Origin of the sequence: Candidatus Kapaibacterium sp. (genome assembly GCA_023957315.1) — a bacterium.
GTDB lineage: Bacteria > Bacteroidota > Ignavibacteria > Kapaibacteriales > UBA2268 > PGYU01.
In genome coordinates this window covers 24,409-39,794 of sequence record JAMLHE010000004.1, presented here as the reverse complement: position 1 = coordinate 39,794, position 15,386 = coordinate 24,409, and the positions used below count along the sequence as shown (strand labels likewise).

General features: G+C 39.2%; 13 protein-coding genes. 9 read left to right on the top strand and 4 right to left on the bottom strand.

The features are described from left to right. Window positions 1-54: 54 nt before the first annotated feature. Window positions 55-1,023, bottom strand: a complete 969-nt coding sequence (locus M9949_05270) for a tetratricopeptide repeat protein (protein ID MCO5250817.1) — start codon at window positions 1,021-1,023, stop codon at window positions 55-57. After that, entirely contained in the window at window positions 1,020-6,431 is a 5,412-nt protein-coding gene (locus tag M9949_05265) for an MG2 domain-containing protein (protein MCO5250816.1), read from the bottom strand. Before M9949_05265 ends, M9949_05270 begins: the two co-directional genes overlap by 4 nt. Before the next feature lie 110 nt (window positions 6,432-6,541). On the opposite strand from M9949_05265, the gene M9949_05260 reads away from it, so the two are divergent. The 5 genes from M9949_05260 (at window position 6,542) to M9949_05240 (ending at window position 10,147) form a co-directional block, all read left to right on the top strand. After that, window positions 6,542-7,159, top strand: a complete 618-nt coding sequence (locus tag M9949_05260) for a Maf family protein (GenBank protein MCO5250815.1) — start codon at window positions 6,542-6,544, stop codon at window positions 7,157-7,159. Next, window positions 7,146-8,027 carry a sugar ABC transporter permease gene (locus tag M9949_05255; protein ID MCO5250814.1) on the top strand — a complete coding sequence of 294 codons (882 nt, stop codon included), beginning with the start codon at window positions 7,146-7,148 and terminating at the stop codon, window positions 8,025-8,027. Before M9949_05260 ends, M9949_05255 begins: the two co-directional genes overlap by 14 nt. Window positions 8,028-8,030: 3 nt before the next feature. Further along, on the top strand, window positions 8,031-8,654 hold the full coding sequence (locus tag M9949_05250; GenBank protein ID MCO5250813.1) for a glycerol-3-phosphate acyltransferase: 624 nt from the start codon (window positions 8,031-8,033) through the stop codon (window positions 8,652-8,654). Continuing rightward, window positions 8,651-9,409: an alpha/beta hydrolase gene (locus tag M9949_05245; protein ID MCO5250812.1), complete on the top strand. Its 759-nt coding sequence runs from the start codon at window positions 8,651-8,653 to the stop codon at window positions 9,407-9,409. The genes M9949_05250 and M9949_05245 overlap by 4 nt, the downstream gene beginning before the upstream one ends. Window positions 9,410-9,496: 87 nt before the next feature. Continuing rightward, window positions 9,497-10,147, top strand: a complete 651-nt coding sequence (locus M9949_05240) for a peroxiredoxin (protein MCO5250811.1) — start codon at window positions 9,497-9,499, stop codon at window positions 10,145-10,147. A gap of 77 nt (window positions 10,148-10,224) precedes the next feature. On the opposite strand, the gene rho is transcribed toward M9949_05240, so the two are convergent. Next, window positions 10,225-11,493 (bottom strand): transcription termination factor Rho, encoded by a 1,269-nt coding sequence (rho, locus tag M9949_05235; protein ID MCO5250810.1) that lies wholly within the window; start codon window positions 11,491-11,493, stop codon window positions 10,225-10,227. A 391-nt stretch (window positions 11,494-11,884) separates the two neighbouring features. On the opposite strand from rho, the gene M9949_05230 reads away from it, so the two are divergent. Beyond that, window positions 11,885-12,664, top strand: a complete 780-nt coding sequence (locus tag M9949_05230) for an enoyl-CoA hydratase-related protein (GenBank protein MCO5250809.1) — start codon at window positions 11,885-11,887, stop codon at window positions 12,662-12,664. 16 nt (window positions 12,665-12,680) lie between these two features. Continuing rightward, the gene (locus M9949_05225) at window positions 12,681-13,880 is read left to right on the top strand and encodes a 3-hydroxyacyl-CoA dehydrogenase NAD-binding domain-containing protein (protein MCO5250808.1); all 1,200 of its coding nucleotides are present in this window, start codon (window positions 12,681-12,683) and stop codon (window positions 13,878-13,880) included. A 33-nt stretch (window positions 13,881-13,913) separates the two neighbouring features. Here M9949_05225 and M9949_05220 read toward each other — a convergent pair whose 3' ends face one another. Continuing rightward, on the bottom strand, window positions 13,914-14,114 hold the full coding sequence (locus M9949_05220) for a hypothetical protein (GenBank protein MCO5250807.1): 201 nt from the start codon (window positions 14,112-14,114) through the stop codon (window positions 13,914-13,916). A 216-nt stretch (window positions 14,115-14,330) separates the two neighbouring features. Here M9949_05220 and M9949_05215 point away from each other — a divergent pair, with 216 nt between their 5' ends. Both M9949_05215 and M9949_05210 read left to right on the top strand, forming a co-directional pair. After that, window positions 14,331-14,654, top strand: coding sequence for a metalloregulator ArsR/SmtB family transcription factor (locus M9949_05215; protein ID MCO5250806.1), 324 nt, complete (start codon window positions 14,331-14,333; stop codon window positions 14,652-14,654). Window positions 14,655-14,672: 18 nt separating this feature from the next. Next, window positions 14,673-15,386, top strand: coding sequence for a 1-acyl-sn-glycerol-3-phosphate acyltransferase (locus tag M9949_05210; GenBank protein ID MCO5250805.1), 714 nt, complete (start codon window positions 14,673-14,675; stop codon window positions 15,384-15,386).

Sequence of the window (15,386 nt, the reverse complement as noted above, 5' to 3'; positions counted from 1 at the left end):
CTTCAAATTAATTTTCCAATTACCAAAGTATCAAAAAAACTACCAATTACAAAATCAATGCCTAATTTTTATGCTTATTTCTCGAAGTGTCTCTAAGTTTTCTTTTGAGACCAAAGCCGATAAATCAATCCGCGAATCTTTCACAATACTTGAAAAATGTGAATAATCACCTATGAAATAGAAAGCCATAGCTTTAACAAAAAGTTGCAATCCGCCAATATCGTAATCATCGGATATTTCTGCACATAGATTTAGCACTTCGTCAAAATTGTTCGTGTCCAAGGCAATTTGTGCCAATCGCAATTGGATTGTGTCCTTTTGTTGGCGCGATAAATCATTCGAGAATCTTATTTCACGAAAAATTTTGTCAGCTTTTTCAATATCCTTAGCATTGAACAAACTTTGGGCTAAATGATAACGAGCAAAATCGTCTTGGGGATTTTCGTCCAACTCATTTTGGAGCAATTTTATGTTCCTGTCGTTTTTGATTTTGTCGTTTTTTTCGTAGCCGTAATGAGTGATTTCAATATTGCTTTCAATTATTTGCAAATCATTATTCACAATTGATTGATTGATTTGTTCGTGTATTTTTCCTTCAAATCGGATATAATTTTTATTCCTGAAAATTCGGGTATATCTGTGCTTTGATTCAAGACCGTCGCCGAGCATATTTTTTATAATCACATTTATGCCGCCAATTTGCGGGTCATTGGCGTAATCTAAAAATTCGCCGACATCGAATTTGGATAAAATTTCATCGGTATCAATAGTCAAAATCCAATCGCTGAAAACGTGCGCCAACGCAAAATTTCGAGCAGATGAAAAATCATCATCCCAAAGTTTAAAGTAAACGTCGGCTCCCAGCGATGCAGCAATCACAGTAGTTTTATCGCTCGAGCCTGTATCCACAACTACGATGCGCCCGCAATACAATTTCAGCGAGTTAATCATATTGGCGATTGTTTTCTCGTTATCCTTGGCGATGATAGCCGCAGTCAATATTTGGCGACAACTTTTAATCAAACTCCTCCTTTGGGTTTTTCGGTGATTCGCACTTCGGATGATTTCCCCGAGAAATAAACTTCAGGATTGTACATGCCAACAGCTGTCAAAGGACCGAACTTGAAATGCCCGGCGCTTACTGCACGAGCAACATAGAAAAATTCGACATTGCCCCGTACGTTTGCAAACATATTTACCCTGTCGTCGCGATAATCTGCGTAAAATGGTTCATCAACATTTTTTATCCACGAAGGCTTGGCAGTATTTGACAATCGTGGATTTTCAATCACCCAACCTGCGGGAATCATCTCGCTAACTGCAAGGTTGTCTATTGATTTCAAGCCGTCTTTAAGCCTGACACTGAGTTTGACAAAAATCCGCTCACCTCTGACAATTTGATTTGCACTGATTTTGCTGCCGGATTGATTATAAAGGGTTCGCTCGACGGCAACAAAACTCGATACCTCAGATTTTTTGGCTTCCTGGGAATAACCTTTCGATTGCAAGCTGTACCATATTGAATTTTTTCCTGTATTTGTTACTTCTTTATCGGCAGTAATTTTGTGGCTGACAAATTTATTGTTAGCATTTAGATTCGTATTTTTCCCGTCGAAACTGTAAGATGATTCGCCGCTTCCCTTTTCCATAATATTGGCAATTGCAAGCAGAGTAAATGCAGCTTCTTGAGTAGTATAATGCTTCTTGCGACGGAGTTCGCTCGTTAGCAGATTGGCAAGTTTTGAAGTGTAAACGTCATTGCCCTTCACGGTGCTGTAAGCATAGGTCAACAAGGCAAGTTCGCGTAATTTCGAGCCGTAAACGTCAGTCATATCGTCTTTCATTTTGCTCGATTCGATTGTATTTGGCATCAGGGCGTAAAATGCGGGTATGTTTCCGCTCAATAAAAAAGCAGAAGCTAATAGCACTTTCGAGTCATATGGCATATTTTCGGCAGATTCCGCATAAAAGTTCATCAGTGCTTGTTCGGGTTTGCCGGCACGAGCCAACACAAAACATGTATAAGCAGCGAGTTTGTACCTGTCCGCAGAATTATACTTCGATAAATCACTCTCATTCCGACTGTAAGATTCTGTCATCGAAAAAATGCTTTTTAGGTAATTAATCAGAGCTTTCTGACCGTCTTCATTCACATTATAGCCGCGATTTTTTGCTTCAGTCAAGAAATGTAAGGCATACGCAGAAACCCAAATATCGCTTGTGCCTGACGACCACAATCCGACACCTCCACCTTGATTTTGCAGGGCGCTGATTTGCTTAATTGCATTATTTACTCTTTCCGTTATGCCCAAGTCTGTCAATTTTACAGTTGAATTTTTGGTGTATTCCTTGAAATCCTTATATACGAGCAAGGGGAAAACTGACGATATGACTTGCTCGGTGCATCCATATGGATAATCAGTCAGAAAGTCAATTCGGTCGAAAAATTCAATATACGGTTGGCGGCTGATTGTCAAAACACTCGTGGACATATTTGGCATAAATCCTTGCGGATATTTGATTGTGACAGTCTGCCCGGGTTTGATTTCTGCGAATTCGCTTTTCAGTTCGATATTTGTGGCTATTCGCACATTGACCAAGCGTTCGATTGAATATTTGTCGTTCCCGTCGCTGACATTGAAAGTGATTTTGTGGCTTCCGGTCATTTTGCCCGGTTTGAGCTTTGCGGCGATATAAATATCTGCTCTTGGTTCAAGTGTAATGCTATTTTTCCATGATGGCTCAAAGAGCAAATCCCCATCAATTTTCTGCTCAATTTTGACGCTTTTTTTCTTGTCTGTCAAATTTTTAAGATTGATTTTCACTTCAGCTTCGTCGCCGATTGACAAGAAGCGTGGCAATGCCGGAGTTACGATTAGCGGGTCGGCGATTTTCATCATCTTTTCGGCGGAACCGAATCTGTCATTTTTGTATGCAACTGCCATAATACGCAATGCACCGGAAAAGGTCGGCAAATCAATTTCAAATTCTGCCATTCCGTTTGCATCGGTTTTGAGATTGCCACTCCAGAAAGATAGCAATTTAACGGCTTTATCCACAAATGGATTCTGCAAATCCAACATCTTCATATAAGCTAATTCCCCACCGTCACCACCAAATTGACCGCTGCGAGCCTTATACTCTTTATATAATTTGGTATAGCCGGAATAAGTATTCACGTCCAATTGTCGGGCAGCATAAAAGAAATCATAGGGTGCGGGCGATAAGTAGCGTTTCAGTTGCAAAATCCCTTCGTCAGTGACTGCAATTGTGACGTTGATGTCTTTTTCGGGCAAAGTCTTTATTTTGATTTTTTTCTTAGTCGTAGAGCGACTCGTCTCATCGGCAATTATTTCAATCGGCAAATAGCGTTGCTCGTCCTTAATTGTCAATTCTTGGTATCCGTAAGCAACATTGAGAGGGAAATTATTATTCGAAACGGATTTGATTAAAATCGCTGATACATATACATTTGGGTGATAATCATTTTTAATGGGAATATTCAGTGATGCCGCATTATCAGCCGTGCGCAAGACAAAATGCTCCAGAACGCCCTCGCGTTCGATACTAACGAATAATTTCCCGTCAAAGGGAGTTTTGAATAGTAGCTTCGCAGTTTCGCCGGGTTTGTAATCTTTTTTATCGGCACTTACAATGACTTTGCCTTCCTTGTCAACGTTGAATCCTGCGGATTCGGCATATCCGTATCTGTATGCCCAGAATTGTTTCATAACATAGCCCACAGAATTATTCTGGCGGACTCTGATTTCGTATTCACCGGAGCTGACGGGAGTAAATTTGTGATTATACTGCCCTTTGGCTTTTATGGTTTCGGAACTGACAATTGATTCGATTTTGGTTGATTCGTAGCGATAATCATAATTCCGCGATGAACGTAAGGCAGTGCTATAGGTGATTTTGTAAATATCAATGTTAATTTCGGATTCGCTTTCTTCGCCTTCTTTATCCAAAACGACAATTGGAGTGATTATTGGGCGATTTAGTTCAAACCAATCTCCCATTTTACTATTGATGCCGACATAAGTGTTTTGTGTATGGATTTTCCGCACCAAATAAATCCGGTTATCGGAGCCGGTTTCATCTTGCATATTGATACCAATGTGCAAGTAAATAAGCCCCATATTTTGGTATAATTCATCAATTTTGAAGATTTCCTTAGTATTGCCTGCGTTATCGCTAACAATCGGGCGGAAACTGTAATCATTTACCCGTCCGGCGCCTCGGAGCGTAAAGTCATAATCTTCGAATTTTTCCGAAGTGAAATCGCCCGAATTTGTTTCGAAGCTTATTTCTCCGCTTAGATTTTGTGCCGGCATACCAAACAAATAATCCGTTTGTATGTTCAGATTCACGTCTTGCTGTGGCGTGTAGCTTTCTCGGTCAGTAGTTGCAGTAATTTTAAGTCTTTCGGGAGCAAAATCTTCAATCGAAAAACTATATTTTCCAATATTTACATCGTTCGGCAAATCTAAAAGCACTTCATAATTGCCCGTCTTCAATGTTTGAGCCAATTCATCTTTTACTTCAAAATTTCCTTGCTCATTCAATTTCACACGAAACTCTTTATAAAGTTGCCACGATGGATTCATGATTTTGAGCTTTAATGTCAAATCGCCTAAGAGCTTCAATTCCTTGTCACGAACAATTCCATTGATGATGAGTGTTTCGCCCGGACGATACAAATTGCGTTCGCCGTACATGAAGCAATAATAATCTGTGACTTCGGTGCCGGCGGTTACATTGAGCCCGGATTTGCTTACTAAAGTCGAAGATTCGATGAATAAATAATTCGTTTCGCCATTGTGTTCGACGCTTATAATTGATGGGCTAAATCCCTGTTGCTTTGCTCTGTCATTTGTGAGTATTGCAATTCCACGTCCATCTGTGCGAGCCGATTCAGCAATTTGATTATTTCTCGAAATGATTCTGACAGTTGCATTTGAAATAGGTTCGGTGTTGACTAAAGAGTTAGCATAAACAGCGATTTGCTCATTCGAGACTTTTGCAATTATGCCGATGTCCGAAAGCGATACTTGCATGACTTGTCGCACCCAAGGCTTATCTTTGTCGAAAATTTCGAGCAAATAAATCCCGTTGATATTTATAGCATCGGCGAAATTAAAATCGAGCAATTTGATATTATCGGCAGTTTTCAGTTCGGAAGTGTTGTAGGCTCTTTCGGTAATCATTGTGCCAATGCTCGAGATATTTACTGCATCGTACCAGTTACCCGTTTCTTCGTCATATTTACCTGAATAATCAATATTTTGGTATCCCATCAAAGCACGGATGAGGTTATTCTCGAAAATTTTGAAAACATTCACCTGCAAATTATTTACTCCGGCGAGCTTGATTCCAATTTGTTTGTTACCTCTGGATGATAAATAAAGCGATGATGGGTCTGCCAAAACAATTTGGGCTTCCATTTCGGGTACAAATACTGTGTGCTTCAGTTCAGCCTTGAGCTTTATTCCGAAAATGCTTTCAAAAGATTGATTAATCGTTACTTCGTAATTGGTTTCAGGAACAAAAATGCCGTTCAGATATATTTCATTACCATAAATTTCAATTTCGTAGGGGATTTGAGGATTGACATTTATTAGATTTGCTAAATCGGCGCTTTTGTTCAATGTTTGATTGAATCGTAATAATAATCCGCGTTGGTCAATCGAATTATTCACGATAATTTCTGTCATCCCGAAATCACTCAATAGCGGTATCTTGCCATTATAATTCATTTTTCGAGTTTTCATTTTGCCGTCCGATTGCTCAAATTCAAATGGAATTTCAATCGAGAGCTCCTTTCCCTCTACATCAAAAACATCTTCAATCGCGATTTGCATCTTTAGAAAGTCGCTCCGCTGCCACCGAGCAGAACTGATATTAAATTCTTTGCCGTTGATTTTGACCTTGCTCACTTTTTTCACATCATAAAAAATCGCTTCGGTATTGAATTGAATATCACAAACCAAAAATGTAGGAGCGTTTTGGTTTGCCTTGTGCCAATTCGTACTTACAGACTTGATGTCAGTATAAGTAGTATGGAAGCGATAAATTTTCTTCGACGGCATTTGCGATTTGACCGGCATATATTCAGTCAAATTATCCGTGAATTCGATTATATAGTCAGTATTGGCTTTAAATCCGCCGTATGGATAAAAAATTAGCGTGTTGTTGCTTTTCCAATAAACATTGCCTCTTGTATTGGGATAAACCTTAAACGGGAGTTCTTTTGGAGTTTTCCCTATTCTATCGGTGGGAATCATAATTTTATCGAATTCAAAAAGCAAATAATTCAAATCGAGAAGTTCGCCTTGGTCTTGGAAGTTATACTTGGAGACGTTGATTCTGTCTGATGATGAACATGAAATCAACACAACAATTAAGATAAAATAAATTAATTTCGACATATTTGGCTCCCTACGATGATGATATGAATTTTAAGAAAAAACCAAAATTTTTGAATTTTTGCAAATAACTGTATTATTTTGTAATCAAACTTAATACAATTTATGAAAATATGAAAACGATAAATCAAATTTTGAACATAGATGTCCCGATTATTTTAGCATCTCGTTCGCCGAGACGCCAAAAATTGCTTTCGATGGTGGGCTTAGAATTCACTACAAAATTTTCGGATATAGACGAAGAGATTGATACAGACATTCCGCCAGAAGCTTATTGCATACACCTTGCGTGGTCGAAGGCAGATGATATTGCCGGAGGAATCAGCACTCCTGCACTTGTAATCGGGGCAGACACGATTGTGGTCATTGATGGTGTGATATTGAACAAACCAACTGACCGTGATGATGCCTACCGAATTTTGAAGCTCTTATCGGGCAATACGCATAAAGTTTATACCGGCTTATCAATTGTTGAATCTGTCTCCCAGAATTGGATTACCGATTTCCAAACTACTGATGTTACTTTTCGCGAACTATCGGACGAAGAAATTTGGCTTTATATTGAAAGTGGTTCGCCTATGGACAAAGCAGGTGCATACGGTATCCAAGATGACTTCGGAGCTTTATTTGTAAGCCATATCAATGGGTGCTATTATAATATTGTCGGGCTGCCTGTTCAGTTGCTCTATATGATGCTCAAACGCTTTCGGGGTGAAAATGCTCAATCATAGAGTTCGCGACAATGCAAATACATTGACTCTACTTATGCCTTGGATAATAGTACTGGCAGTATTTTGGTTGTATCCGCTCTTTTACGCGATTTATATCAGCTTGACCGATTACAAAACGCTCACTAACACTGCGACTTTCGTTGGTTTGTCAAATTATGAAAATTTGTTTGGCGATTCGGTATTTTGGGTGGCACTCAAAAACACGGCGATATTCACTTTGGGTACAGTTCCCATTACGACGGCGATTGCACTAATTCTTGCTTCTATTTTGAACAATAAACTGATTCGATTCAAGGAGTTTTTCCGAGCATCATATTTTTTACCGACAGTGACATCTTTAGTAGTGATTTCGCTTATTTTTACGAATCTTTACGCAAGAGATGGATATATCAACAACATACTGTCAATGTTCGGAATGCCATTCCCGGAACGCGGGTGGTTGCTTGATACATCTACAGCATTGCTTTCGATTATGGCAATGGACGTGTGGATTTCCATTGGTTATTACATGATTTTGTTTCTCGCAGGGATGCAAACAATTTCCGAAGATTTGTATGATTCGGCAAAATTGAATGGTGCAAGCCCTGTGCAGCAGTTTTTCTATATCACGCTGCCATTGATTAAGCCGACTTTGCTATTTGTGCTGGTTATCAATACTATAAAATCTTTCCAAGTTTTTATCGAAATTTTTGTGATGACAAAGGGAGGACCGCTCGATTCGACCACAACACTGGTGTATTTGGTTTTCGTAAATGCATTCGAAAAAACCGATATGATGGGCTATGCATCGGCAATTGCTTTTGTATTGTTTTTTATACTGTTGGTTTTTTCATATTTGCAAATCAAATTTCTAAAAGTGAGGGACTAATTTATGAATTTATATTTTGCAATGCTTATCGGACTTATAATCGGCTCGATTCCCTCTGCTTTCTTGATAGTCAAAAGATTGAATGGAATTGATATATTATCCGAAGGCTCCAAAAATATGGGCGCTATGAACAGCTACGAAAGCACAGGCAGCCGCAAAATCGGCATATTCGTACTATTAGCCGACGTTGCCAAAGGAGCAATTGCTGTCTTGCTTATCAGTTTGTTGCCCGATGTCACATATACAGATATGGCTGTTGGTGGATTATGGGCTGTTATTGGACATAATTTCAGTATTTTCATGGGATTGAAAGGCGGCAGAGGTCTCGCTACGACAGTGGGTGTATTTCTCGTTCTAAACCCGATTCCTGTGATTTTATGGCTTTTGTTATGGTTGACAGCTTATTATGTAATCAAGCGACATATTCACATTGCTAACGCAATCGCCACAGTGGCTACGCCGATTATGGTGTTCTCCACTCCCGACAAATTGTTAGATATTGCTGCTTTTATGCCAATTACCGACCATATGCAATTCAAAATTTTAGTAGCTGCGGTTTGCATAGTTATACTTATACGTCATATTAAACCACTGATGGAATATGTAAAAGCAGAGGAAAATTCATGAAAAAAGATGGCTATTTCAAGTTTGACGGGCATGATGTTTATTATTCGGAGCAGGGCACAGGCGACGCATTGATGCTTTTGCATGGCAATACTGTATCATCAAAATTATTCGACAAAGATTTTGATTTTTTTGCAAAGCATTTCCGAGTTATAGCTTTTGATTATCCCGGACATGGGAAATCAGACCGAGTTGACAAATTCGATGAAAATTTTTGGCATTACAACGCTATTTGTGCGATTGAATTAGCGGAGATGCTTGGAGTTAGTCAATTAAACGTAATCGGCACAAGTGGGGGTGCTCTTGTGGGGCTAAATATGGCAGTGCAAAAGCCCGAGCTTGTCTCGAAATTAATCGCCGATAGCTTTTTCGGAATTGAGCTTTCCATAGACGATGCCGAATATATCGTAAAAGGGCGACTCAAAGGAAAGTCTAATTATTTGATGCAACGCTATTGGCTCAATCAGAGCGGCGAAGATTGGGAAAGCATTGTTGACCTCGACAATGAAATGTTGCTCAATCTTGCACAAAAACAAATCAATGCGGTACGTGGCAATTTGAGCGAAATTACTGCTGATGTATTGATAACAGCATCTCGAAAGGATAAAATCGTTGTAGATTTGGAGCAAAAAATGACAGCCCTTGCACCCCAAATTCCAAATTCAAAATTGATGATGTTCGACCAAGGGAAGCATACTTTCATGATTACAAAGAGAGAAAAATTTCGACCTTTAGCCCTCGATTTTTTGAAAATTTGATACAATATCTAACTTATGAAAACTTCTTCATATCTGTATTTAATTCGAGTCTTAAAAATATTGTTAAATTAATAAAAAGAGGTGTTTATGGAAAACAGAATTCCGCTAATCGGCGATACATTCCCCGATATGGAAGTTAAAACAACTCATGGCACGATGAATTTGCCAAAAGATTTTGCAGGAAAATGGTTCATTTTATTCAGTCATCCTGCCGACTTTACTCCTGTTTGTACAACCGAATTTGTAGCATTCCAAAATCGCTACCCCGAGTTTCGCAAATTGAATTGCGAGCTAATCGGATTGAGTATAGACCAAGTTTATTCGCATATTAAATGGCACGATTGGATTTTGGAAAATTTGAAAGTTGACATCGAATTCCCGATTATTGCCGATAATGGCGATATTTCTAAGAGTCTCGGGTTCATTCATCCGGGCAAAGGCACTAATACTGTACGTGCGGTATTTATTATTGACGATTCAGCCAAAATCAGAGCGATAGTTTATTATCCGCAAGAATTAGGTCGTAATTTCGATGAATTGCTCCGTATGGTTCGCGCAATGCAAATCGCAGACAGAGAACACGTTGCAATGCCTGCAAATTGGCCCAACAACGAACTAATCGGCGATAAAGTTATTGTTCCACCGGCATCGGATATCAAATCGGCTAAGTACAAACAAAGCCGCTATGACAATTACGATTGGTGGTTCTGCTATCGCGATTTGAAAAACAAAGAATAATGCATCCGGAAAACAAAAGAAAGGCTGTCCCAATCAATTGAGACAGCCTTTTTCATTTTAAAAATGCAAATTAACTTTTAGCTATTCATAGACATTAAGAATTCTCTGTTTGTGCGTCTGCCTCTCATTCTGTTCAAGAGGAATTCCATAGCGTCAACAGATTGCATTTCGCTTAGAACTTTGCGCAAAATCCAAATTCTTGTCAATTCGTCTTGGCTGAAGAGCAATTCCTCGCGTCTTGTGCCGGAACGGTTCACATCAATAGCAGGATAAATTCTACGGTCGGCAAGTTTGCGGTCGAGAACTAATTCCATGTTGCCCGTACCTTTGAATTCTTCAAAGATTACTTCGTCCATACGGCTGCCTGTTTCGATTAATGCAGTTGCAATAATTGTTAGCGAACCGCCCTCTTCGATGTTTCTTGCAGCACCGAAAAATCTTTTTGGTTTGTGAAGTGCATTTGCATCAACACCACCGGAAAGAATCTTACCTGAGTGAGGAACAACCGTATTGTGTGCACGAGCCAAACGCGTGATTGAATCCAACAAAATCACAACGTCTTGCTTTGCTTCGACGAGTCTTTTCGCTTTTTCCAAGACCATGTCAGCTACTTGGACGTGACGGTCAGGTGGTTCGTCAAAAGTCGAAGACACTACTTCTGCTTTCACAGAGCGTTCCATATCGGTCACTTCTTCAGGGCGTTCATCAATCAACAACACGATTAAAACTGCTTCGGGGTGATTATACGCGATACTGTTTGCGATTTGTTGCAACAATATCGTTTTACCCGATTTCGGAGGCGAAACAATCAAACCTCTTTGACCCTTGCCAATCGGACTTAACAAATCAAGGACCCTAATTGAATAATCGCTTGGGAGCTTTTCCAATTTGAATTTGTCGTCGGGATAAAGTGGTGTGAGGTTGTCGAACAAAATACGTTCGCGGTTTTTTTCGGGCTCTGTAAAGTTGACTGATTCAACTTTGAGCAAAGCGTAAAATCTTTCGCCTTCTTTTGGCGGGCGAACTTGCCCTTTGACAGTATCGCCGGTCTTGAGACTGAATCTCTTGATTTGCGAAGGCGACACGTAAATATCATCGGGTGATTGCAAGTAATTGTAATTGACGGAACGTAAAAATCCGTATCCTTCGCTTAGCACTTCCAAAACGCCACCACTTGTGATAAGTCCTTCGAGCGGCACTTCTTTTTGAGCTTGTACTGTACGAGCTTCAACGATTTTCAGGATAAGTTCCTGCTTACGTAAGTCGGCAAAATCGCTGATGCCGAGTGATTTAGCCATCAATGTCAGTTCGGCAATCTTTTTGCCCTTCATTTCATTAATGTCAATTAATGCTGTCGGAGAGTGCTCCGGTTCGACTGCCGTTGGTACTTCGACCGGTTCCGGTATGTCGTTCTTTGCAGCTGTTCTAGCCATAGAAATCCTATTTTAATGTTAGATATTAGTATTAATAATATTCATGATTTGTTGATTAAGTTTGGAAAATGTGCTTCGCTTTTGGGTGATAACATATTCGAGTTTGGGTATAAAAAGCCGAAATCAGTTTTTAGATTTGTTTCAAAGAGTCATTAATAATTGTTGAAAAGACACTTATTGCATACTATTATTGCATTTACAAATTATTCTGTATGTAAAAGTAATAAATTTACAATAAAATGCAAGTAAAAAATAACTTTGATGTGTTATTTTCGTCAAATATATAAAACAAAGAGGATAAAAAGTGGATAATAAGCTTATCAAATATGATATAAAGGGGAAAGTAGCCTATATAACTTTGAACCGCCCCGATGTGTTGAACAGTTTCAACCGTGAGATGTCTCTCGAAGTGCAAGAGGCACTCCATTCAGCAACTGAAGATACTCAAGTAAGGTGTATCTTAATCACAGGCGAAGGCAGAGCCTTTTCAGCGGGTCAGGATTTGGAAGAAGCAATTAGTGGTAAATATGAAGTGACCGATATTATCATCAGGCAATACAATCCTATTATAAACTTAATCCGCAATATCCCTAAGCCCGTTGTTGCTGCCGTCAATGGTATTGCAGCAGGAGCAGGAGCCAATATTGCACTTGCGTGTGATATTGTAATCGCCTCCGACAAAGCCTCATTTATCCAATCTTTTTCAAATATCGGGCTCGTTCCCGATAGCGGCGGTACATACTTTTTACCGCGTTTAGTAGGCATGGCAAAGGCATCGGCACTGATGTTTCTTGCCGAGAAAGTAGATGCCAAATCCGCCGAGGAAATGGGAATGATTTACAAGACTTTTCCGGCAGAAGAATTTGTTGCCGAAGCTGAGGCTATGGCTAATCATTTGGCTGATAGACCCACGAAAGGATTGGCTCTGACAAAGCATTTGTTGAATACAACAATAGATAATGACTTAGGAACTCAACTCGAAGAGGAAATGAAATTACAAAACATTGCATCAAACTCCGACGATTACAAAGAAGGGGTCAGTGCATTTTTAGAAAAACGCAAACCTATTTACAAGGGCATGTAATATGGAGGACTATAGTATGATAAATTTTAACAAACACGTTGCTATCGGCATTATTGGTGCCGGAACTATGGGCACAGGAATTGCACAAGTTGCTGCAACTTTTGGTCATAGAGTCGTTATTTTTGACCAACAAAAAGAGCAATTGAACCGCTCACACGACAATTTGACAAGAGTAATCAACAGGTTAGTCGAAAAACAAAAAATTGAACAAAGCGATGGGGAACATATTCTTTCTCGGATTAGTTTCACAAACTCTATCAATGATTTGTCTTCGATGGGATTAATCATTGAAGCGATTGTGGAAGATTTGGAAGTCAAAAGAGAGCTTTTCGCCAATCTTGAGGATTTGGTGAACGAGCATTGCTTTTTGGCAACGAACACATCGTCGCTTTCGATTACTTCAATAGCAGCCGCTTGCAAAATCCCACAAAGAGTAATCGGGCTGCATTTTTTCAATCCACCACCACTTATGCCATTAGTGGAGATTGTACCCGGCATCTTGACAAGTTGTTCAGTGAAGGAAGTATTATTCAATTTGATGAAAGAATGGGGCAAAGTTCCTGTTGTCGCCAAGGACACTCCCGGATTTATCGTAAACAAAGTTGCTCGACCATACTATGGCGAAGCACTCCGAATTTACGAAGAAGGAATCGCAGACATTCCGAGAATTGATTACGCTATGAAAAGAATCGGCAAATTCCGTATGGGACCATTTGAATTGATGGATTTAATCGGCAATGACGTAAATTACAAAGTCACGGAAACCGTTTTCCGCGAATTTTACTACGACCAACGCTACAAGCCGTCAATCACCCAAAAACGTTATGTCGAGGCAGGATTATACGGGCGAAAATCCGGCAAAGGATTCTATGATTATATGGAATTACAAAATGCCAAATTAGACGAGCTCGAAGCTGACTCAAAACTTGACAGTATGATTTTTGAACGGATAATCGTGATGCTCATCAATGAAGCTGCAGACACTTTAATGTACAATATCGCAAGCAAAGAAGACATTGATTTGGCAATGCTTAACGGTGTAAATTATCCGAAAGGACTGTTTAAATGGGCTGATGAATTAGGATTGGATTTCGTAGCTTCAAGGCTTAATGATTTGTACGATATGTATCTCGAAGACCGTTACAGAACATCACCAATAATCGCGAAAATGGCTAAAACAAATGAAAAGTTTTATCCAAACGCCAAAGACTTTTAGATAAAACTTTTGAGAATTAGTAAAGCTACAAAATTATAGAGAGCTTTCTTTTCTTTCTTTACGGCGGATATCGCGGTCAATCATACGTAATAAACTTGATTCGTCATGTCTGCCGATTTTTTTAATATCTCGTGAACAAACGCAACCGTCCAGATCTTCTGCCTTTTCGTTTGGCAATAAATAGATTTCTTTTGCATCGCCACAAGTATCGCATGTATGTATATGGGTATTCATCTTTTTTCAAAAATATTTTATAAAATTATTATAGCTAAACATTTAACACGATACAGACCAAAATTATTTTATAGTTGCGACGAATTTGTTTTTAACGTTTTTTGTAGTATATATATCCTTTAAAACTGTTATTATTCACTTTATTTATCCTTTTTTTAGTATATTTGAAACATTAATTGACAAGAATTGACTTTTATTGTTACAGGCGTATAAGATATGAAAGCAACTTTATTAGAACCTGCTCAAGCAGACTTGACCGATATCGAAATCGAGCACTTGTCGAAAGTGTTCAAAGCATTATCTGAGCCATCTCGGCTCAAGATTTTAAGATGCTTATTTGCAGGAGAGAAATGTGTAACCGATATTATAAATTCAACAGGGTTGTTACAAGCAAATGTTTCTAAGCAACTCAAGGTGCTCCAATCTTGCGGTTTCTTAGATTCCCGTGCTCAGGGCTTGCTACGATACTATACTATCAGAGATTATACAATTCTTAAGATTTGTCACGTCATGTGTGCTAACGGATTGAATAAAAATTAGCATTAGGTTTGGGTTAGAATGGTAAAAAAAATCGTTACAATATCGCGATTAATTCTGATTGCAGTTGTTACGATTTTCTTTGCATTCGCCACAATATTGCTTATGCTCTTCTATGGCAAACATCAATTTCACCGTCTCGCAGCCGTTTGGTCAAAATTATTGCTCGATATTTCAGGCATAAAAGTCAAATTAAACACTCAAGAAGTGGCATACCCACTTTCAAACGTTGTATATATTTCCAACCATACCTCCCTTTACGATATACCCGTACTTCTTTCCTCGCTGAAAGATAATGCGCGAATAATGTACAAGGAAGAACTCGAGAAAATCCCGATTTTCGGGTGGTGCTTGAAAATGTCACCCTTCATATCGGTCAAAAGAGAAGACCCTCAAAATGCTATGCAAAGCTTTCGCCATGCTGTCCAATCAATTAGTGACGGCGATTCGGTCATAATTTTCCCCGAAGGCACTCGCTCCGAAGACGGCACATTGGGTCAATTCAAAAAAGGTGCCTTCCTGCTGGCCACCAAAAGCAGCAAAGCCATCGTAACGCTTGCAATCAAAGGGACAGCCGATGTAATGCCCAAAGGAAAATTTGAAATCAACCCACAAACTGTTACACTCACATTTGTAAAGCAATTTGACATTGATTATATCCGAGAAGCCGGAATAAACACATTGATGAATGAAACTTTCGATTTGATGAAACAACACCTCGACACCGAGAAATAA

Coding starts and splice junctions, on each gene's coding strand:
- M9949_05265 (MCO5250816.1), bottom strand. CDS start 6,431: ATGTCGAAATTAATTTATTTTATCTTAATTGTTGTGTTGATTTCATGT.
- M9949_05260 (MCO5250815.1), top strand. CDS start 6,542: ATGAAAACGATAAATCAAATTTTGAACATAGATGTCCCGATTATTTTA.
- M9949_05255 (MCO5250814.1), top strand. CDS start 7,146: ATGCTCAATCATAGAGTTCGCGACAATGCAAATACATTGACTCTACTT.
- M9949_05250 (MCO5250813.1), top strand. CDS start 8,031: ATGAATTTATATTTTGCAATGCTTATCGGACTTATAATCGGCTCGATT.
- M9949_05245 (MCO5250812.1), top strand. CDS start 8,651: ATGAAAAAAGATGGCTATTTCAAGTTTGACGGGCATGATGTTTATTAT.
- M9949_05240 (MCO5250811.1), top strand. CDS start 9,497: ATGGAAAACAGAATTCCGCTAATCGGCGATACATTCCCCGATATGGAA.
- M9949_05225 (MCO5250808.1), top strand. CDS start 12,681: ATGATAAATTTTAACAAACACGTTGCTATCGGCATTATTGGTGCCGGA.
- M9949_05220 (MCO5250807.1), bottom strand. CDS start 14,114: ATGAATACCCATATACATACATGCGATACTTGTGGCGATGCAAAAGAA.
- M9949_05215 (MCO5250806.1), top strand. CDS start 14,331: ATGAAAGCAACTTTATTAGAACCTGCTCAAGCAGACTTGACCGATATC.
- M9949_05210 (MCO5250805.1), top strand. CDS start 14,673: ATGGTAAAAAAAATCGTTACAATATCGCGATTAATTCTGATTGCAGTT.